At 60.7% G+C, this 21109-nt stretch carries 11 protein-coding genes; 8 read left to right on the top strand and 3 right to left on the bottom strand.

What is annotated here, in order from left to right; genetic code table 11:
* Window positions 1–307 precede the first annotated feature (307 nt).
* The gene (locus tag C7S18_RS08265) at window positions 308–1081 is read right to left on the bottom strand and encodes a LytR/AlgR family response regulator transcription factor (protein WP_106891110.1); all 774 of its coding nucleotides are present in this window, start codon (window positions 1079–1081) and stop codon (window positions 308–310) included.
* Window positions 1078–2058, bottom strand: a complete 981-nt coding sequence (locus C7S18_RS08260) for a sensor histidine kinase (protein ID WP_170113177.1) — start codon at window positions 2056–2058, stop codon at window positions 1078–1080. The genes C7S18_RS08265 and C7S18_RS08260 overlap by 4 nt, the downstream gene beginning before the upstream one ends.
* Before the next feature lie 348 nt (window positions 2059–2406).
* Here C7S18_RS08260 and C7S18_RS08250 point away from each other — a divergent pair, with 348 nt between their 5' ends.
* Window positions 2407–4023 (top strand): glycoside hydrolase family 5 protein, encoded by a 1617-nt coding sequence (locus tag C7S18_RS08250; RefSeq protein ID WP_106891107.1) that lies wholly within the window; start codon window positions 2407–2409, stop codon window positions 4021–4023.
* A 330-nt stretch (window positions 4024–4353) separates the two neighbouring features.
* Here the strand turns inward: C7S18_RS08250 and C7S18_RS08245 are convergent, their stop codons facing one another.
* On the bottom strand, window positions 4354–8355 hold the full coding sequence (locus C7S18_RS08245) for a beta strand repeat-containing protein (protein ID WP_106891106.1): 4002 nt from the start codon (window positions 8353–8355) through the stop codon (window positions 4354–4356).
* Between the two features lie 533 nt (window positions 8356–8888).
* Here C7S18_RS08245 and C7S18_RS08240 point away from each other — a divergent pair.
* From C7S18_RS08240 to C7S18_RS08205, 7 genes are all read left to right on the top strand, one after another.
* Window positions 8889–9446, top strand: a complete 558-nt coding sequence (locus C7S18_RS08240) for an RNA polymerase sigma factor (RefSeq protein ID WP_106891105.1) — start codon at window positions 8889–8891, stop codon at window positions 9444–9446.
* Window positions 9443–9823, top strand: a complete 381-nt coding sequence (locus C7S18_RS08235; RefSeq protein ID WP_106891104.1) for a DUF6768 family protein — start codon at window positions 9443–9445, stop codon at window positions 9821–9823. The genes C7S18_RS08240 and C7S18_RS08235 overlap by 4 nt, the downstream gene beginning before the upstream one ends.
* Window positions 9824–11235: 1412 nt before the next feature.
* On the top strand, window positions 11236–14436 hold the full coding sequence (locus tag C7S18_RS08225) for an AfsR/SARP family transcriptional regulator (protein ID WP_106891102.1): 3201 nt from the start codon (window positions 11236–11238) through the stop codon (window positions 14434–14436).
* A gap of 57 nt (window positions 14437–14493) precedes the next feature.
* Entirely contained in the window at window positions 14494–14691 is a 198-nt protein-coding gene (locus C7S18_RS08220; RefSeq protein ID WP_106891101.1) for a hypothetical protein, read from the top strand.
* The gene (locus tag C7S18_RS08215; RefSeq protein ID WP_106891100.1) at window positions 14688–15827 is read left to right on the top strand and encodes an efflux RND transporter periplasmic adaptor subunit; all 1140 of its coding nucleotides are present in this window, start codon (window positions 14688–14690) and stop codon (window positions 15825–15827) included. Before C7S18_RS08220 ends, C7S18_RS08215 begins: the two co-directional genes overlap by 4 nt.
* Complete coding sequence (locus tag C7S18_RS08210) at window positions 15824–18922, top strand: efflux RND transporter permease subunit (RefSeq protein ID WP_106891099.1); 3099 nt, start codon at window positions 15824–15826, stop codon at window positions 18920–18922. The genes C7S18_RS08215 and C7S18_RS08210 overlap by 4 nt, the downstream gene beginning before the upstream one ends.
* Window positions 18919–20973 carry a mechanosensitive ion channel domain-containing protein gene (locus C7S18_RS08205; protein ID WP_146151819.1) on the top strand — a complete coding sequence of 685 codons (2055 nt, stop codon included), beginning with the start codon at window positions 18919–18921 and terminating at the stop codon, window positions 20971–20973. Before C7S18_RS08210 ends, C7S18_RS08205 begins: the two co-directional genes overlap by 4 nt.
* The last annotated feature ends 136 nt before the right edge of the window (window positions 20974–21109 follow it).

Here is a 21109-nt window from a genome sequence, read left to right as displayed (position 1 = left end):
GTCGTCACCGACATTGCGGCCGATCGCCGTGCCCGAATGTCTTCTCAAGATACTATTTCAGCTCGCACGCTCGCCCAACGCGAATAAAGTCCGCGGGCGTTAGGTACTGGAACTCGGCAAGGCGAGCTGCAGGAAACCAGTGGCTTTGGTCGATAGGACTTCCTGCTTCGTGCTTGCAGGTTCTTGGGAGCTATCGGAATGGATCAGATTCTGGCTTCCACGCCGCTATGAATCGCAGGCGTGGGGCAAGCGTTGGGAAATCGCGACAACGGGTCGAGACCGCTCCTGCACCCTCCCCCATAGACGCCTAGGAATTGCTTAGCGCTCGCCTCAGATCGTCAACATAGCGCTGACTGACCGGAAATTCAGTGCCATTGCTTGTAAGCACCAGCATACCCTCCGCTGTGTTCTTCAGCGCGCGAACTTGCACTTTGGCGACAATCACCGAGCGATGGACTTGTATGAACGCGTCCTGATCAAGTTGCGCCAGTAGGGACTTCATCGTCTGTCGGTGCAACAAGCGTCGGGTCGCCGTCACCACCTCCATATAGTTGCCGTCTGCAGAGAAGGCGATCACGTCGCTCAAGGGAACGATTTCGGTCCGGCCAACGGAACGGACTACCAAGCGTCGTAACTGTTTGCGTTGGTGGCGCAACAGGGCATCAAATTGCGGGTGATTCTCCTGCACCAGGTGCAGCGCGCGCTGTTCTGCAATCCGTTTTTTCACACGCGCTAGGCAGGCCTGAAACTCGGAATCGGCGACTGGCTTTAGCAAATAGTCGACCGCGGCCAGTCGGAACGCGGCGATTGCGTGTTGATCGTACGCGGTGATGAATACGGCATTGAGCCGCTCAACTTCCTCGCGCAGGCATGCAACGAGTTCCAGCCCGTTCAAACGTGGCATGCGAATATCGGTGAGCAACACGTCGGGGGGTCGCAACAGGCACTCGTGCAAGGCGGTCTCGCCGTTGTCTGCGCTGCCAATCACATGCCATCCTGGAACACCCAAAAACATGCCGAGCAGCGACTCGCGCGCGAGCGGCTCGTCTTCGGCAATATATACAGAAAAGCCAGCGCTCACGCCCCTACCCCCTCATGCTCGACCTGTTCTGGAAACCGGGCGCTGACAGTGAAAAACGCCGCTGACCGTGCTTGCGCGAAGCTCGCCCGATCACCATAGATCGCGCGCAGCCTCGCTTTGCTATTGCTCCAGCCCACGCCGTGACTTCCGTGCGCGGCGGTATGCCCGATCCGATTGCTGACTTCAACCTGCCAATATCGCTGGTCCAGTATGACGCTCACGTCAACCACGCAGCGCTCACCATCGGCGAGCGGCCCATGGTGGATCGCATTCTCAATCAGCGGCTGTAGCAGCATCACCGGGAACGGCGTTCCTTCGGGAATCGGGCCAACATGCAAGCGCACATCAAGCTTGTCGGCGAAGCGCAGTGTCTGCAACGCCACGTACAACCGCGTGAACTCAAGTTCCCAGGGCCAGGGCATCAGTTGTCGACGCCCTACCTCTAACACGCCCCGTAGCAGGCCGCCCAGCTGGTTCAGCGCATCGACGGTAGCCTGGACCCGGTTTAGCCGGGCCAGCGAAGCGATCGAGTTCAGGGTATTGAATAAGAAATGCGGTTCCAACTGCGCTCGCAGCAGCGAAATTTCCGCCTCACTGAGTTTCAGTTGCAGCAAAGCTTTCGCTTGTTCCTGTCGCCGCGTGTAGAGGAAGTAATGGAAGGCATTGGCGGCGGCCACGATTTGGATGCCGTTGAACCACGTGTACAGCAGTTCGAATCCCCATTGCTGTTGTAGCGCCCTGAAAAAGCCAATTTTTCCATGCGAGATCGCGACCACCACAATGCTGATGTACAGCACGCCGAGTACCGTCATCAGCATCGCGATCCACAACGCGCCGATCGCATGACTGCGGAAACGGGAGACACCAACAACTCGGTCTCGAAACCAAACTAAAGCAAACAGGGACGCCGACAGCCAGTAGCAGGCTAGCAAGCCGCGCTTTAGCCAGACCTGCGGCCAGCCGATGTCGGCGCGCACGAGTTCCGGATCAAAGTACAACGAGGCGACCGAAGTCACCACGCTCAGTACCCAGAACAGCGCCACGGCGCCGATCGCCAGTTTGGGGATGCCACGGAACATTTTCTGATCAGTTACTTCGGTAGCGCAGCATGCATGCTCGCGCGCTTCCCTGTCCACCCTCGACGGCCAAGTCCATCACACGGTTTGCCCGCTTCATCCCAAAGCGATTGTCTGCATGCGCACAGACAGGCAACCATGCTTGCGCCAACACGTCGGACGCGATGCGCACCTGCGGCGCGTCGCTCAAGGTGGCGCAGACACCCGTCCATTGGCTGGGCAAGTACTCACGACTGATGGAGACCGCTGATGCGACCAAACCAATTCCGCTTATGCCTGGCGCTACTAATCGCTACTTCCGCCGCCCACGCCGGCGACTCGCGTATGACCTTCTTCGTCACCTCCGAAGGCATTGACGGTAGCGCCCGATTGGGTGGGCTTCGCGGTGCCGACGCGCACTGCCAGCGCTTGGCCGAGGCCGCGGGTGTCGGCCGGCGCGAATGGCACGCCTACCTCAGTACTGCAGCTCAAGGTGCGAGTCCAGGAATTAGCGCGCGAGACAGAATCGGCACCGGCCCTTGGCACAATGTCAATGGCGAACTTGTCGCACGAGACGTCGACGACTTGCACAGCGGCCGCAATCGTCTCGACCGGCGCATCGCTTTGACGGAGAAGGGCGAGCCCGTTCCGGCTAAGGCACACGACATCTTGACGGGTAGCGACGAGTCTGGTCGTTTAGCCTACGCTTATGGCGAACCGGCAACCTGCAGCAACTGGACCAGCAATGGCGACGGCACGGCCATGATGGGCCACCATGACCGCTTTCTGAGCCGTGGTGCAAGGTTTCCGTATTGGAGTCGCTCCTGGGTTGCATCCCACCCTTCGCGCGGGTGCGATGCGGCGCGCATCAGTCAGACTGGCAGTGCCGGGTTGTTCTATTGCTTCGCGACGGACGGCGGCGGTAAGGGGGTCAGTCCGCCACACCCTCCTCTGAACAGCGACGCGGAACCTGTTTCCGAACTGGCGTTCGAGCCGCATTTCAAGCGCGGTCTGAACATCGCGCACTGGCTATCGCACAACTACTTGCCGGAGGCGCCTTACGGTGCAACTTGGTTCGACGAAGAGGACGTGACCTGGATCGCTGCACAAGGCTTCGATCATCTGCGACTTCGCATCGCGGGCGACAGGCTGATCGACCAGAACGGCGACATCGACGAGGCCAATATCGTTCCCATAGACAAAGCCTTGCGCTGGGCGCGCCGACACCATCTTGGCATCGTACTCACCATGTTGAGCCTGCCAGGTTTCAGGCATGCCGTGATTGGCGAACCGGAGCCTACCGACAAGAGCTCGCCGTTCACTGATATCGAAACACTCTATGACGCCGAATATGTGTGGTGGCATTTGGCACGCCGCTACGCCGATGAGGGTAAACACTTGCGCTTCGAGGTCTTGCACCGCCCAGGCGCGACAGACAAGCTCAGCATGCGGAACTTCAACGAGACCATGCTGAAAACCATTCGCGCCAGCAACCCTGATCGCGTCGTGTATCTCACTTCACGCGACATGCAGCTGGCGACGCTGGCCGAAGTCATGGAGAGCGATGTGATTGCATCTGACTGGAATGTGGCTCTGGCGTTCGAAGACCACAAATCCTCCCCCTTCGAAGCCTATTACCCACAATACATCGAAGCCGTCAAACGCGCAGCCTGGGGACGCGAGCTCTATCTTGCCGAATACGGCGTCTGCGAAGGGTCAGACGATGCTTACGCAACGAGCTATCTTCGCAAAATGCGGGACATCACGACGCAACAGAACTGGTCGTGGGCTTTGTACGACTATCAAAGCGGCTGCGCGGTAAGGGACGACAAAGGGAATCCGACGCGAGTTCTGAGCGGCCTGGAACTGAGCCGTGCGACCCCTTAGCCCGCCCGTAGGACTCAGTCTTGTGGAACCAATTGACAACCAACGCCAACTGGGCAGCGCGGAGAAGCCGACCGAGGCAATCCTGAATCGGTCAGTCTGCCTGGGTTGTTACCGTGAAAAACGCTATTGTCGCTCGCGCGCGGTTGCTCGCGCGACCGGGCAATGTCAGCTCACAATCGCAGTGCTGGCAGCAACGACAGCGGGCCGACACTCGAGATGGCGCAACCATCATCGCTCGTGTCGGTGGTGGGCTTGCGGGGTCGTGAACCGTGACGAATCCTCAGGCTCTGGCTCCTGATTTCCGTGTTCCGAGTATCCACCTGGCTCCATTCATTCGAACCCATTACTGAACACGCGCTCCGGGATTACCTGCAGCGCGAACGTGCGGCTGGATGAGTCGATGCCGCCGTTCGCGGTGCCGCCGTCGTCGACGACGAGGACCGTGATATCCGTGGAGCCCGCGGCGGCCGGCGAGAACGTGAGGGTACCCGTGCCCTGCGGGCTGGTGTAGAGGATCGTCGGATCGGGGACGACTGAGGGCGTCGCGGAGAGTGCGCTGATTGCGATGCCCTGCACGAGGTCGCCGCTGCCCGGGCCGATTCCCGTGAGCATGATCGTATACGGGCCGCTGCCGGCAACAACCGGCGGTCCCGGCGCGACGACGTCGAGCGTCGGCGGATCGTTGACTGGAGCGATTGTGAGCGCGATCGTGCGCTGCCGTGGTGCATCGATGCCGTCGCCGACGTCGAACTGCAGCGTCGCGGCGCCGTGCAGGTCCGGCGTCGGATCGAGCACGAGCGTCGCGAGTGCGGCATTGAGCGCGGCCAGCGTGCCGGAGAAGCGCATCGAGGGATCGTCAACGCCGTTGCCGGATTCGAACGCCAGGCCGGCCGTCGACAGCGTCAGCGTCCCGACGGAGGCAACGAGATCGACGGTGAGTCGTGCGGTGTCGGGGTCGTCGACCTGCAATTCATTGGTCCCGATGAAGGCGAGCGCCTGATCTTCGAGCGAGGTGACCGCGGCGGGTGCCGTGCTCGTTGCCGCCGCGTTCGGCGCGATCGCGATCGATGTGGATTGCGTCGCGCAACGCTCAGGCGTGCCTTCGTCACAGACGCGCAGCGCGAGCTCGCAACTTGGCGGCGCATCGGGGCCAGCGGGCGTGAAGTCCACGACGCCTGTGGCGGGGGCGACACTGCCACCGCAGGTGTGACCCGCAGCGAGGCTCCAGGTACCGCCGGGGCCATCTGCGTCGACGGACTCCGCGTCGTGCGTGTAGGGCACACCTTCGCGCGCGTTCGCCAGCGGGACGTTCGAAATCACGGGCGCGTCGTTGACGGCATTCACGGTGATCGTGATGGTCGCTGTCTCTGGCACGCCGCCCGACGTGGCGACGTAGGTGACGGCGTCGCTGCCGCTGAACTCGGGGTCGGGCGTGTAGGTGATCGCGCTCGCCGTAAAACTCACGTCGCCGTTCGACGCGATGCCGACCGCACTGATCGCTGCCATGCCGTTGAAGGTATCGTTGGCGAGTGCGTCAATTACGATCGCGGTGTCCTCGTCGGTCGCGACCGCGTCGTTGGCAATGTCCACAATCGGCGTGATCGTGATTGGGATGCTGCGTAGCACCTCGGGGGCCACGCCGTCGCTGGTGCTCGTGGCGATGCTCGTCGCGCCGTTGAAGTCCGGCGTCGGCTGGAAGCGTAGCGAGTCGAGCGCGGCGTTCAGCGCCGGCTGCGTGCCGGAGAAGGTCATCGACGCGTCGGCCGTACCGTCGCCGGTCTGGAAAGCGAGGCCACTGGTCTGGGTCAACGTGAGGCTGCCGCCTGTGGTACCCAGCTGCACCGTGAGGGTCGGATGATCTTCATCGGAAACCGTCAGCGCGGCCGGCAGCAACAGCAACGTGTCCTCGTTGACGACCTGCGATCCGGTCGCGGTCGCCTGCGGCAGATCGTTAACGGACACGACGGTGAGCGTGACGTTGCCGGTCTCCGTGAGCCCGGCGGACGTCACCGTATAGGTGAAGCTGGTCGACCCGAAATAGTTGGGCGGTGGCGTATAGGTGAGCATGCCGCCAGCGCCAGCGCCGGCGCTGACGCTGCCGACAGTGGGCTGCGTAAACGCGGTGATCGTGGCGCCCGGCGATTCGAAGCTGTCGGCGTTCGCGACCACGACCCCAATCGGATCCAGACCCGTGACCGGGTTGAAGCTCGCGCTACTGTCCTCGGGCAGCGACACGTTGTCGTCGACGATGTCGGCGACCGCGGTGATCGTGAGGTTCACGGTCTTGTTGACCGTGGGGGCGACGCCATCGCTCACACTGAAAGCGATTGTTGCACCGCCGTGGTAGTCCGCGACAGGCGTGTAGGCCAGCGTCGCGAGCGCGGCATTGATTTGCGCGATCGCGCCGCTGAAGGTCATCGCCGCATCCGCGCTGCCGTCGCCGATGCTAAAGCTCAGTCCGGACAAGGCGCTCATGCTCATCGCGCCGGTATTCGCCGTCAGGCTGACGGTCAACGATCCGCCGTCGAGGTCGGCCACCGACATCAGGTTGCCGCCGGAGAAGGCCAGCACGCTGTCCTCCGGCGACAAGACGTTACTGGGCGCCACGCTGGTCGGTGCATCGTTGGTACCGACGACGATGATGCTGGCGGTGTCGGTCGCTTCCGAGAACGGCGTGTTGTTGCCATGCTCGGCTACCGAGGCCGTTGCCCCGTTGAAGAAACCGCCATTCTGATCCCAAGCGCGAAAGGTGATGCCGGCGTCCACGGTGCCGCTGAAATTCGGATTGGGCTGGAAGTGGATGCGCGTGTTCGCGTCGGCGTAAAGGAGTCTCGCACTGATATGGGAAGGGGTGGAAAGAACGTTCCACGTTGAGGCATTGGTGGTGTAGCGCCACGTGCCATTCGCGTCGGTGGCGACGATCGCGATGCCGAGTCGGGCGCGCCCGTCTGGATCGGTGACGTTGTCGACCTGGCCCGCAGGCAGCGCGAAGTCGACCAGCGACGACACCAGCGTGCCAACGGCGCCCGAAGGGGGCCCGGCGTCTTCGGTGATCGTCGCCAGCGCAGGCGACTTGCTCGTATCAAGCAACGGCGGACGATTGCCCTGCGCCGGCGCGAGCACGAGTGTCTGCGTGACGCCGACGTCCGCATCGTTGCTGGCTGAGGCGAGGCGTGACCCCGTGGCGCCGGACGGTACCGAGGCGAGCATGGCACTCAGCATCGATGCGCCGTCAGTGCCCGGCGACAGGCTCGCCACATCGAACAGCTCGCTCATGCCAGCCGGCGCAGTCCACGTCGCCGAACTTGCGAAGCCGTGGGCAGTGAACAGCGGCCCGGTCAATGTCGCCGTCACGCTCGGCGCAGCGTGATCGAGTGCACTGGCCGTCGTCTGACTAGCCAAGGCGTCGATTGGCGAAAACGTGTTGATTCCCGCGCTCGCATGAATGCCGCCGACCGCGCCCGTATGGGCGGCCTGCAGCGTGAATGTGTAGGCGGTGACGCCCGCGCCAGCATCGGTCGAGGTCGCCACTTTGTAATAGGTCGCGAGCGCGCTCGAGGTGGGGCTTGGGTTGTTGATCCGGTCGACGAGGGTCCAACCGGACGCGGTGATCGTCGCAGTTTGGGGCCGCAGCACGATGGAGGCGACGAGCACATCGTCCACGGCCGTTCCAGCTGGCTTCGGGATCACCAGGCTGGTGTCACCCGCCACCGCGACATCGGTCGTCGGCCCGCGAAACACGTAAGGCTCAGCGAGCAGGACGGTGATGGTCGCCGTGTCCGTGGCGGACGAATAGGCAGACGTCGCGCCGACGCTTCCTGGATTCGTGAGCGCACCGTTCGTTCCGCTCGTGCGATCCCAAGCGCGGAACGTCAGGCCATTTGCCTGGGTCCCTGAATAGCCGGCATTAGGCCTGAAATACAGCCTGCCGCCCTGCACGCCGACGAGTCGGGCATTGGTGTTCGATACGGAACCCAGAGCCGACCAAGTTGCGCCATCGTTGATCGAGTAGTACCACGCGCCATTGGCCGTGGCAGCCGCGGTGATCGCGACACCGAGACCGGGCGCAGGATCGCCTTCGTCGGCATCCACGTCCGTGACGTTGTCGATCTGGCCGACTGAGGTGGCGTCATCGACGAGGGCGGAGACCGGCGAGCCGACGGCTTCACCATTGGTCGGGATCGGATCATCCTGGTCCTGCGGCGACAGGGTCGGCGTGCGAGCCGTGTTCAGCACCGGCGCGTCGTTCTGCCCGACCACCTTGGAGATGGGTGCCGCGACGGCGGCATGCAGTGACAGCAACGACAACAGCAAAACGGACGTGTGACGCATTCCTTCCCTCGAGAGCCGGCCGGCCAGACGGCAGTCTATCGGCAAGGGCTCGCACGACTGTGAAGGCGCGGTGCGGAAACGGCTGCAACAGCGCAGCAAAGAATGGTGTCATGGACGAAGCGTGGCAATGCGATCAGGTTCCTTCGTTCGATCGCTCCCGGCCCATCTCGGATGCCGACCGAGCACTCAACCGGCAGCGCTTGGCGCAATACGCCTGTTCGGGCGGAACCGCACCTGCTTCTACCGTCGTACCCTCTGCAGCTCGGTACTGCCTGACGGTGCACGGCAGCGTGGGGCTCGAATTCGAGCGCGAGCCAGCATGCCCTGGTCCTTCGCCCCTAGGGACCCTCAGAACAAGTTCAGAGGCGATGCGGGCCATGGATGGCCCGCACAGAATCGAGCACGCAAGTGCTAGATTCTGACGCACTGAGTCCAGAGGCAATGACTTCGCCCTGCCCTCTCTCCCAAACACCATTGAACCGATTCGCGCCGAGCATGCACCTTGTAGGCATCGATTCAGAAGGACTCAGTGAGTGAACCGCGACCGTGAGCGCATCTACGAAGAATTCTTGGTGGCATCGGCCAATACAGGCGATCGGGCTGCGCTGGCACGCTTGGTCCAACGGTGGCAACCAAGGTTCCTGCGCCATGCCTGGCGGGTGATGGGCGATGCCGAACGGGCTAAGGACGCGGTGCAGGAGGCCTGGCTGGATATTTTGAAGGGGCTTGGTCGGCTCAATGATGTAGCGGCGTTTCCGGCATGGGCCTATCAGATCGTGACGCGTCGATGCCAGCGCGGGATCAATTCCGCTCGCGACCATGTTTCGGAGGCTGCCATTGATTTAGACGACTCTGGGCCGGAGGCACCTGATTACCAATCGGGGATCTTCAAAGCTGAGGTCTCGATCGTGATGGACGTCATCGCGACGTTGCCGGCTGACCAGCGCGCCTCGTTGGCGCTGTTTTATCTCGAAGAGCTTAGTGTGGCGGAGATCGCAATCGCCACCGACGTACCGCCTGGGACGGTCAAAACCCGGCTGATGCACGCGCGGCGCAAGGTCCGCGCGATTTTGGAAGGAGAGCAATCGTGAGCAAGTATGATGATCTGATTGGCCGTGCCCTGACGGAAGAAGACCGCGCGCTGTTGGCGAGCCATCAAGAGCCGGGCTACCTGGCGCAAGCATTCGGCATTTTGACTGGACCAATGGCTCGGGTGCTTTGGTTCGTCTATATCGTCAATACGCTGGCTTTCGTCGGCGGTGCCTACGCGTTCTGGCAAGCGCTGAACGCAATGGATGTCTTGCTGGCACTCAAGTGGGGCCTGGGCGCGCTCGTGCTGTTCCAAGTCACGATCCTGTGCAAGACCTTTCTCGGCAATCGCATGGAGAGCAATCGCCTACTGCGCGAAATCAAGCGGGTCGAGCTGCAGGTCGCGATGCTGCGATCGGACTCGAGCGGAAATCGTTAAGGTGCCGATGAACAGGCTGATCAATGGTTGCCTCGGCTTGGGAGCCTCTGAAAAAGTTCAGGGGTGATGGGTGCCATGGTTGGCCCGCCCAGGAGCAAGCACGCCAGTGCTCGATTCTGGAGCAATATTGCGGGTCTGAAAGTCCAGGATGGATTTCTTCAGACCCTCCCAAGGGAACAATCTCCCGTTCGAGCATCGGGGACTTCGCCGACGGTTCGATGAGTCGGTCTAGCAGAACGAGCGACGCAAGCGGACTTCTCGGACCGGTGGCTCCAGGTTTGATTTACTGGCAAGTTGGCCATTCCGGGTACACCGAAACGATTCCCGCCTTGGGCCGAAAGCAGACCTCCGGCGGGTCGTTACCAGTGCCCCGAACCGCGCCGTCAAATCTACCATTGTCAACTCTCGCCGCTGCCGAATATCCGCTCGTCGCGACGGAACTCGCGTCGTATCAGGGGTGCCTAGGTTGCGCCTTCTTCCACAGGGGCTTGGCGCGTTTGCTGACCAACCTTCGCTTGAAGTTGCCCGGAATCAAGCAGGCAAATGCTTGATTCTGGATCGATCTGCATTCGAGTCACCAGATGTCGAACGTCTCGCGCACTTCCTGCCTAAAATCATCCATGTGCGCGGCGTCGCGATGCATCAAGACCCAGCGCGCGCATGGACAGTCGAGCAATTGGCCAAGTCGGCCGCGCGGTCGCGTTCATCCGACTTTCAACGTTTCACGCAAGCGGTTGGAGTACCGCCAATGGAGTATCTGCTGACGTGGCGAATGGCTATCGCCAAAGACCTGATTGCAGGGGCGGCATGTCGCCGGAACGGGTCGCCGAGCGCATCGGCTATACGTCATCGACCACATTCAGCATGGCGTTCCGCCGCCACGTAGGCTAGTCATCGCGGGGCTATGCCGAGGTCCGGAGTCTTTTGGTGATCTGATCATTTTGGTCGTCGTCATGAGTCGAAGGCTGTCACGGTCATCAGTCGATGCGTGCGTCATTGGCCAACACTGAGACGAGGACATATTGTTGTAAGCAAGTCTGCACGATATTCTGAGCCTGCCAGCCGCGTCGTCGTTCGCATTGTGTTCCGACAATCGTTTGAAGAGAATTTGGGAGGGCCTGAGTGTGTTCATCCTGGACTGTCAGACCCGCAATGAGTCCGGCGCGTGTCCGTGCTCATTGCCCCAGAATCAGGCGTTTACGCACTTGATTCTGGACGGGGCGTCCTTGGCACACGTCGCCCCTGAACTTGTTCAGAGGCTCCTTTGGCAGCAATGTGAGCCAAAGCAAGGCGCGAACAGGCATCGCAGTCACCGCTGCGGCGACGTCTCGCTATGCGGTATCAGTTCGAACGGCAAGAAACTTGCTGAAGTTGTCAGCAGGACACGACACTTGCCGCGATCGGTTTGAACAATGCTGGCGTGCAGCGGTTTTGGTACTGAGTCAAGAGACGAGGTCGATGTGTCCCATCTAGCCAAGCTCACGCGTCCAAAATTGCACCGTGTTGTGCCTAGAACCCGATTGTTTGCCGAGCTTGATCGCTGCAGTGAACGGCCACTGACTTGGGTGGTCGGACCACCGGGCGCCGGTAAAACTGCCATGCTGGCCAGCTATGCAGAAGCCAGCAAAAGGTCAGGCTGCTGGTACCAGGTGGATCCAAGTGATCGCGACTTGGCAACGCTCTTTCACTATCTGGCGCAAGCCAGCGGCAGCCGCAAGCGTGGCCCGGCATTGCCCAGATTTGGCAACGAGCATCGACCCGACACAATGGGCTTCGCCCGCTTGTTTTTTCGCAGTCTGTTCGCCCAATGGAAGACGCCAGCATTGCTCGTCTTCGACAATTATCACGAGTTGCCGGCAGACGCTGATTGGCATCGGCTCTGGGAGCTGATTGTCAGCGAGGCGCCAACGGGTTTGGCATTAATGGTCACCAGTCGGCAGGACCCGCCTGCTGAATGTGCGCGATTGCTTGCGAATGAGCAAATGCACGTTCTGGGCTGGGATACTTTGCGTTTGAACTTGGCAGAGACTCGGGAAATCGCTGCGCTGCGCCAACTTACGGATGAGCCTAGTATTCGCGTTGCCTTCGATCAGAGCGGTGGTTGGCCCGTTGCCTTGACCTTGAATATCGAACATCGAAGGCGCGTGGCTCAAGGCCTGAATGCCGATGCCATTGAGAATCGCGAATGGTTGTTCGACTACTTCGCCGCACAAATATTCGCGAGCATTGAGCCGGAGGCACATGTGCCGCTGATGCGCGCGGCATTGCTGCCGAATGTCACCGCTGCAGATGCCAGTGCAATGGCTGCCGGGGCGGCAGTCTGGCCTTTGCTGGAACGCCTCTACAAGAAGCGCATGTTCGTCGAGCGACGCGGCGACATCTATCAGTTCCACGACTTGTTCCGCGCCTTTCTGGTTCGAGAATTTGAGCGTCGACAAGATGCGCAAGGAGTAGCCAATGCGCGCACGCAGGCTGCCGTTTGCCTAATGGCTCGCGAATTGCCGGAGCCGGCATTCGAACTGGCAGTAGCGGCCAACAATTGGCCGTTGACCGCCGAAATCGTCAATCGGTTCGCACCATTGATGTTTGAACAAGGCCGCAATGCCTCGCTGCTCGCTTGGATCACGCAGTTGCCGGAGGCGTTGGTCCGTGGGTCGTCCTGGCTGAGCCTCTGGTATGGCGTCGCGCTCGCGCCAGGTTCGCCCATGCAGGCGCGCGCGCAATTCGAGCACAGCCATGAGCTTTTTGGCGAGGACGATCGGATTGGGAAAATCCTGAGCTGTTCAGCGGTTCTGGCCACCCACTATCTTGAATTTGACCATGGCCAGGTGGATCGCTGGTTGGATCGCCTGTTGCCACTATTGGATGATGATCCGGCCCTGCCAGCGCCAGCGGCGGCGTTGCGTGTGTATGGCGCGGTGCTGTTTGCCCTCTCCTATCAGCGACCCCTGGCGGCACTAATCGACCCGGTCATCGCCAAGATTCAGGTGCTGCTCGCCGACAGCGGAGCGTCGCCCAACGCCAAAGTCGATGCGGCAACGCTGGTGCTGGCGCACCTGCAGATTGCTGCCCAATTCGTCGAAGCCGATCGCCTGATCGCGATAGTCCAGCCGTGGTTGTCTGATCCGGTGCTCACGCCAAACTACCGTGCGCTGTGGACATTGCAGGAGGCTCATTGCCGGGTCCGCCAAGGTCGCGACCGTGACGCTGAGATACTGTATGAACGCGCCCAAGGTATCGCCCACGAACATGCCTTGCAGCTACCGCTCTTGCGCATTTATTCACGCTTCGGGCGCGCGATCCTGGCCTTGTGTGAGCGTGATGCAGATCGTGCTCGGATTGAATGCGATGCCGCGAGCGCGCATTCAAGTCTGACGCGACGACTGGATCGGGCCCTGGACTTGGGGCTTCGCGCTGGCATTGCCAGCCACCTGGGCGAACCTGCCGAAGCGGTACAGCGGGCGCGCCAACAAATTGACCTGCTCGATCAGGCCGGGCCGCTGTGGCTGCGCAGCCAGGCACGCTTGCTTTTGGCGCTATATGCCGTAGATGCCGGCGACACCGCCATTGTTCACCACTGTATTGATGCGGCTGACCAATTGTTGGTTGGTACCTGCCTGAATCACCTCGCCTCGGCGAGCGCGGTCGTACGCGTGTACGCGCAGGTCCGGACCGATCCGGCGAAATCCGTTCATCGAGACTTGCAGGCTTGCGTGGCCAACCTGGAAGGCCTTTATTTCCTGCGCCAGCACCCAAGCGCCCTAGCGGTCGTTCTGGGTGAAGCGCTCAGGCAATCACCCGATTCCGGTGATTTGCGCCGTGCCGTGCGCAATTTCGGTCTGGCGCCGCCAGAGGTGGACGCACCGGGCTGGCCTTGGGCCTTTGCAGTCCGCATGCTCGGGCGCTTCGAACTGCTGCGTGATGGCAAGCCCTTGGAGTATTCCCGCAAGCTGCCGCGCAAGACATTGGCGTTGTTGAAAGCCATCATCGCGCTCGGCGGCACCAGCGTGTCCGAGCAACGCCTGCTCGATGCTCTGTGGCCCGATGACGATGGCGATGTCGCAGCGCGCGCAATGGACGCCACCGTGATCAGGCTGCGAGTGTTGTTGGGCGATCCGGCGGCGCTCCAGCAACGGGGCGGTCGTCTGAGCTTGCAGCCCGGCCGCTGGTGGGTCGATGTGTTTGCATTCGAGCAAGCGTTGGTCAAAGCAGACGAGGCGGCGCAGCGCCGCGATGTGTCGGAGGCGGCCCATCTGGCTCGGGCCCAGAACCTGTACCGTGGCGCCTTCCTGGAGGAGGAAGATGGTGAATCCTGGCCAGTTGCCACACGAGAACGATTGCGAAGCCGCTTTCTGCATGCCCTCGCCCGCCATGCGCAGCAACTGGAGGCCGGGCAACAGGACGACGCAGCGATCACGCTTTACCTGAAGGGCCTTGATGCGGACCCAGCGATCGAATCGTTCTATCAGGGCCTGATGCGCTGCTACCAGCGTCTCGGCCGGCGAAGCGAGGGCATTGCGGCGTACCAACGATTGCGGCAAGTCCTGTTGGCCACCATTGGGCTGCCGCCTGCAGCGGCCACCGAACGACTGTTGCAGCTTCTCCGTCAATAAGTAGGCAATAAATAGCCGGGTCAGATGCAGACTGCAGTCTCAATTATGGAGACTTGCATGAACCCGCTTTACAGTTTTGTGGTCCGCATCTATCGGCGCAACCAGGATCACATCGCCGGTGTGGTCGAAGATGTCAAAACCGGCCGCGCGCAACCGTTTCATTCGATTACCGATTTGTGGGGGCTGGTCACCCAGCGTTCACACTGGCGTAAGAACCCGGCCAATCCAGGCACAAAGCAAGGGTCGGCGCCATGAGCGCGCTGCCATTGCTGCCATTGCTGCAATCGCCTCGTCGCCTGCTATCGAGTCGGGCGCCTTGGGTACTCGTTGCCATTTCAATGCTCGTAGCATGCTCCCGCCAAGAACCGGCACCGGAACAAGAGCGCAGTGTTCAAACCATAACAATAGGCGCCGATTCGCACCCGGCATCAGCCGTCTACGCCGGCGACATTCGCGCCCGCCGCGAAATCGCGTTGGGATTTCTGGTCTCCGGCCGCGTCCAGGCGCGGCTGGTGGAGGTTGGCGATGCCATCAAGGTCGGTGATCCGTTGCTCCGATTGGACCCAAGTGATCACGAACTGAATGCCAAGGCCGCCTATAGCCAGTGGCAATCTGCAAAGCGCCAGCAACAACAGGCCGTGTTGGATCTCGCACGCTTCGAGCGGCTGGTCGACAAGCGCTACTTGCCCCGACATGATTACGAACAGGCGCGCTTGAACCTGGAGACTAGCAACGAGGCACTCGAGGCGGCAGACGCAAACTATCGGCTGGCCCAGAACCAAGCCCGCTATAGCCGTCTAATGTCGACCTGTGCAGGGGTGATCACGGCCATCGATGTCGAAGTTGGGCAGGTCGTGCAGGCCGGTCAGGTCCTGATTCGTGTTGCTGAAAACGGCGCTCGGGAGCTGGTGGTCAGCGTGCCGGAATCGCGAGTCGATGAACTGCATCGCGCGAGCGGCTTAGAGGTGACCCTATGGGCAAAACCTGGGCAAACCTACCCCGGAAAACTGCGTGAGCTGGCACCGGACACCGACTCAGTTACCCGTACCTATTCGGCGCGCATCAGCGTGCTCACCGACGATTCGGATGTACGCCTCGGCATGACCGGCAAACTCTTGGTGCAACTACCGACTGACGGCAGCCTCCGGCGGGTTCCCCTGTCAGCACTGGTCAGCAAAAGCGGTGGGCATTCGGTTTGGATACGAGACTCAACCGATGGCCGTGTGCACGCGCGAAGTGTCAGCGTGGTGCGGGTCGACCGCAATGGCGTGCTGATTCGCTCGGGGCTCAAGGACGGTGAGACCGTTGTGACAGCTGGCGTGCATCGACTTCATGAAAGTCAGCGTGTACGACTTGCCAGCGAGTCCCGCGCTGCGGTGACAGAATCATGAGCACGTTCAATCTCTCGCGTTGGGCGCTGACCCATCAGTCCTTTGTCCTGTTCTTGATTCTACTGTGCTCGGGTGCTGGCGTATTGTCGTATTGGCACCTAGGCCAGGCCGAAGACCCGAGTTTTACAGTCAAGGCGATGGTGGTCCGGGCGAATTGGCCCGGCGCACGTGCCGATGTCGTCGCCTTGCAAGTCAATGACCGAATTGAGCGCACGCTGCAGGAAATCGCCGAGATCGACTATGTCACCAGCTACGCCAAACCGGGAGTCGCGCAATTGACTATTTCGCTGCGCGAATCCGTGCCCGGACATCGCGTTGCCGACATCTGGTACCGGGTCCGCAAGAAGCTCGATGACATGAAAGGCCAACTGCCGACTGGCGTGCAGGGCCCCTTCTACAATGATGAGTTTGGCGACACTTTCGGAAATCTGTACGCCTTTACCGGCGATGGCTTTGACGATGCCGAGCTGAAACGGTTCGCAGATCTCGCTCGTGACGAATTTCTGCGCATTCCGGATGTCAGCAAGGTGCAGTATCTCGGTGTTCAAGACGAAGTGATCTACGTCGAAACGTCATCAGCTCGCTTGTCCTCGCTGGGCATCGACCCGCGTTTGATCGAAGACACGCTGCGAAGCGCCAATGTGGTGACGCCGGCCGGAATCGTTGAAGCTGGGCCGCAGCGGGTGATGCTGCGCACGTCTGGCGAATTTGACACGGTCGCGGCCATTGCCGAAATCGGCATTCAAGCCAACGGCCGCTCGCTGCGTTTGGGCGACATCGCCAGCATTCGCCGTGGATTGATCGACCCTCCCAGTAGTCGAATGCGCTTCAATGGACGAAGCGCGATCGGACTGGCCATCGCGATGCGCGAGGGTGGCGATGTCATTCGCCTGGGGCAATCGCTGGAGACAACGGTGCGCCGCATTCGGGCAGCGCTGCCAATCGGTGTCGACATCGATGCGGTATCGAACCAACCCAAAGTCGTTGCGGACTCCGTGCACGAATTCACCAAGAGTCTGTTCGAAGCGATCGCGATCGTCCTGCTAGTCAGTTTCCTTTCCCTCGGCTGGCGAAGCGGCGTGGTCGTCGCGCTGTCGATTCCATTGGTGCTGGCAATCACTTTTCTCTGCATGTACGCCCTAGACATAGACCTGCAGCGAATCTCGCTCGGCGCGTTGATCATTGCGCTCGGCTTGCTGGTCGACGATGCAATCATCGCTGTGGAAATGATGGCCTTGAAGCTTGAGCAAGGCTGGGATCGCATGCGCGCAGCGAGTTACGCCTACCGTGCAACTGCTTTTCCGATGCTCACGGGCACCTTGATTACTGCTGCCGGTTTTCTGCCAGTCGGACTCGCGAAGTCTGGTGCGGGCGAATACACGATGTCCATTTTTCAAGTTGTCGGAATCTCCCTGATCGTGTCGTGGCTGGTCGCAGTGCTTTTTACGCCCTATCTGGGCTTCAAGCTGTTGCCGCAAACTACTGAACACAATGGATCGTCACACAACCAGAACCCCGACGGTCGCTTCTATCGCTGGTTTCAGCGCATGCTGGAGGCGTGCCTTCGCCATCGCTACAAAGTACTGACAGCTACCAGTCTCGCATTCATTGGTTCACTAGCACTGTTCACGCTCGTGCCGCAACAATTTTTCCCTGCATCGAGTCGTCCAGAACTGATGGTGGATCTGTGGTTGCCAGAGGCAGCCAGCATTGCAGCGACTGAATCGGCGGTCAAACAACTCGAACAGGAAGTCAGGACGGACCCGGATGTGCTGGCGGTGACCAGCTACGTCGGCAACGGCAGTCCGCGTTTCTATCTGCCCCTTGACGTGCAGCTCCCGAATACGAATTTCGGCCAGTTGATGCTAATGACATCAGGTGAAGCCGCGCGCGAGCGGGTATTTGCCCGCTTGCAGAAGCGCTTCGACACGGATAACCACGATCTTCGAGCGCGGGTATCGCGCCTGGAGAATGGACCACCGGTGGGATACCCGATCAAGATCCGAATTTCCGGCCGGGATCAGGACCAGTTGGTATCGATCGCGACAGAGCTCCAGGATTTGCTGCGCCAGCAGACTACAACTCGCGATGTCCACTGTGATGCGGGCGAAGACTTGCAGATCATGCGTCTGGTGATTGATCAAGACAAGGCCCGGGCTTTGGGATTGAGTTCTCAGGACATTGCCAGTGCAACTCAAAACTCGCTGAGTGGCAGAACCATTACGCAATATCGCGAAGGCGATCAACTGATCAATGTGGTTGCGCGACTGGAAGAGGACGAGCGCAGCGATCTCGACAACTTGAAAGACGCCAAGGTCTATCTGCGTGAAGGCAAATTCGTCATGCTGTCCCAAGTCGCACATCTGCAATTGACCAGCGAGCCGAGTGTGATCTGGCGCCGCAACCGCCTGCCAACGCTTACGGTGCGCGCCGACGTGGTCGGTGCTGAGGCGCCCGATGTGATCGAACAATTGCTGCCTGCGATCGAGCAAATACGAAACCGTCTACCGCTCGGCTACCGAATCGACATCGGGGGCGCGAGCGAGTCAAGTCAGAATAGCCAAGACTCAATCGCTGCCGTCGTGCCCTTGGCGCTTGGCCTGATCCTGGTGCTTTTGATGTTGCAGTTGCAGAACATGACACGAATGCTCCTCGTGCTATTGACCGCGCCACTTGGCATGATTGGGGTGTCATTAGTGTTGGCATTGTTTCGCGTGCCCTTTGGTTTTGTCGCGCTGCTCGGCACCATAGCGCTCGCCGGCATGATCATGCGTAATTCGGTCATTCTTCTGGATCAGATCGAGCAGGATCGAAGCGAGGGACTGGACCCGCTGGAGGCAATCGTCGGCTCGACCTTGCGGCGCTTCCGGCCGATCACGCTCACCGCCCTGGCAGCGATCCTGGCCATGATTCCGCTGACTCGTTCGACCTTTTGGGGGCCAATGGCGTGGGCCATCATGGGTGGACTCAGTGTCGCGACATTGCTGACGCTGCTGGTCTTGCCTACGCTGTATGCGACTGTCTATCGCATTCAATCCGTTCGCACGAGTACACCCCAGTGCGAGGCTGCACACACGAGTAGGACTGACGCTTGAACAGATACTCGCCATTGACAAGCGCCACGTCCCGGTGGCTAGCGTTCGCGCTATGGCTGACGGCAGCCTTCTCGCTTCCGGCTCACGCCATCGGCGGATCGTTGCAGGATCAGATCGATGCGTTGCATCGTGCGCTACAGGCACCCGATGCCGATTCGGACTTGTTGCCTTTGCGGGGGCAATTGCTGATCTCGTTGGAACGGCGCCGCGATCTTGCCAGAACGCAGGCGACCGACGTCCAGCGACTCAGCACTTGGCTGCCGTCGGAATCAGCCGATCCGAACACACCGTCGCGAAATCGCGATGCCCTGCGTCGGGAGCTGCAATTGCTGGACGCCGTCTGGCAAGGGAGCCAACAGCGTCTGACTTTGCTTACCGATGATCGGGAGGCGGCAGCGCAGCAGCTAGCCGCCCTGGCCGGACAACTTCGGCAGGTGTCCGACTCTGAAGGCTCCTCGGATACGCGCACGGGCCTATTGGCCCGTATTGCCGAATCGACTACTGCCGAACTCGACCAGTTGATTGATCTGGTCAGCGCCCAGCAACGCGCATTGAACAATCGCCGCGAGCAGGTAATGGCTACGCTGGCGGCACTGCCAGCGCTTGCGGCGAGCGAAGCAGATGCGACATCTCTTCAAGCTGAATTGGATTTACGCAGTGCGAATCTGGCCGAGAACCTGTCTCGGCTGACGGCCGAGCGCGAGCGTGTTGAGGCGGAGTCCAATGTTCCAGCGGAGCAATCAACACCCTTTTCGGCAGCAATCAGCAAGGAGCAACTCGCCGCAGCAGACCTCGGCATTGAGCTCTGCCGTGAAGCAATTGCAAATATCGCATTGGAACGGGACATTTGGCGCATGGCCTTGCATTTCGAAAAGACACACGATGCCGTGACCCTGGTCGAAGCGCGCCAATACCGACCGACCCTGACGGCTCGACTGACGCGACGCCGCGATTTCTTGGAGGAACTGGCGTCAACTCTACTGATCCGGATCGAGCACGCAACGCAGCGCGGGCCGAGCATCGCAGACGATCAATATTCGGCCCTGCATGCCGCGCTTGCGTTGCAACTGAGCCGCGCGCAGGCAGGCATTCAGGAGCAGCAACGCTTGCTCGATTTGATTGCGCGCTTGCGCGATGATTTCGAACAGCGCGCCATGAACATGTCTTGGTCAGATCGCCTGGCTACCGCCAGCGCCACGGCCCAAATCTGGATCGGCCAGCTGTGGGACCTGGAGTTGTTTGCCGTTGCCGAAACCGTCGACCTACAGGGTCGCAAGACCGTTGTGGCAAAGAGCATCACCGTCGGGAAAATCATCAAGGCGCCGCTTCTGTTGCTGTTCGGGCTGTTTGCGTCGCGCCGCGTCGCGGCTTGGCTGACTCTGTGGCTGCAACGCCGAAGCCGGCTCGATGACGGCCGCGCGCGCCTGATCCAGCGCTGGGTGTACAGCGTGCTTGCTGGCATCTGTGCGCTCGCAAGTTTGGCACTCGCCGGGATTCCGCTGGCAGCATTCGCTTTCATCGGCGGCGCGGTGGCGATTGGTGCGGGATTTGGCATGCAGACGCTGTTCAAGAATTTGATCAGTGGCATCTTGATCCTGATCGAGCGACCATTCCGCCTGGGCGACGTGATCGAAGTCGGTAGCCTGCGCGGGGCCGTGATGGATATCGATCTCCGCGCGTCGGTCATCCGCGATGGTGATGGGGCCGAGACGTTAATACCGAACTCCATACTCGTTGAGAGTCAGGTCAAGAACATCACGCACCGTTCCAGCGTACTTCGCCACAGTCTGCGCATAAGGGTCGCTGCTGAGGCTGACTCGCGTCAGGTCGAGACCTTGCTGGAACAGATCGCTCGGCGCCACGGACTCGTGCTCAAGGAGCCGAACCCACAGGTCTACCTGGAAGCCTTTGATCAGCACAGTCAGAGCTTTGCCTTGCATTTCTGGCTGGCCCAGCACGCGTTTGTCGATCCGCGACGGATCGCCAGTGACTTGCAATTGATGATCCTGGGAGGCCTGAATGAAGCGCAGATCCGGCCGGCTGCGGCCTAGGTCATGGCAAACCCGTCAACGGCAAGGCTGTTTCCCTGCCAAAGATCGGCCTAACGCTTTCCCAGGTTTTAGGCAGTCGCGTTTTCGATTCAGAGATTGCGCTCGGCAGGATCAATCAGTTCGTGCACATCTTGTT

The sequence above is a fragment of the Ahniella affigens genome (assembly GCF_003015185.1).
Lineage (GTDB): Bacteria > Pseudomonadota > Gammaproteobacteria > Xanthomonadales > Ahniellaceae > Ahniella > Ahniella affigens.
Note: the sequence above shows the minus strand (reverse complement) of the source record. Positions and strands in the feature narration are given on the sequence as shown.

Excerpts from the sequence above, each read along its gene's own strand:
- C7S18_RS08225 (WP_106891102.1), top strand. The coding sequence starts at position 11,236 with ATGCTGGCGTGCAGCGGTTTTGGTACTGAGTCAAGAGACGAGGTCGAT.
- C7S18_RS08210 (WP_106891099.1), top strand. The coding sequence starts at position 15,824 with ATGAGCACGTTCAATCTCTCGCGTTGGGCGCTGACCCATCAGTCCTTT.
- C7S18_RS08245 (WP_106891106.1), bottom strand. The coding sequence starts at position 8,355 with ATGCGTCACACGTCCGTTTTGCTGTTGTCGTTGCTGTCACTGCATGCC.
- C7S18_RS08220 (WP_106891101.1), top strand. The coding sequence starts at position 14,494 with ATGAACCCGCTTTACAGTTTTGTGGTCCGCATCTATCGGCGCAACCAG.
- C7S18_RS08250 (WP_106891107.1), top strand. The coding sequence starts at position 2,407 with ATGCGACCAAACCAATTCCGCTTATGCCTGGCGCTACTAATCGCTACT.
- C7S18_RS08215 (WP_106891100.1), top strand. The coding sequence starts at position 14,688 with ATGAGCGCGCTGCCATTGCTGCCATTGCTGCAATCGCCTCGTCGCCTG.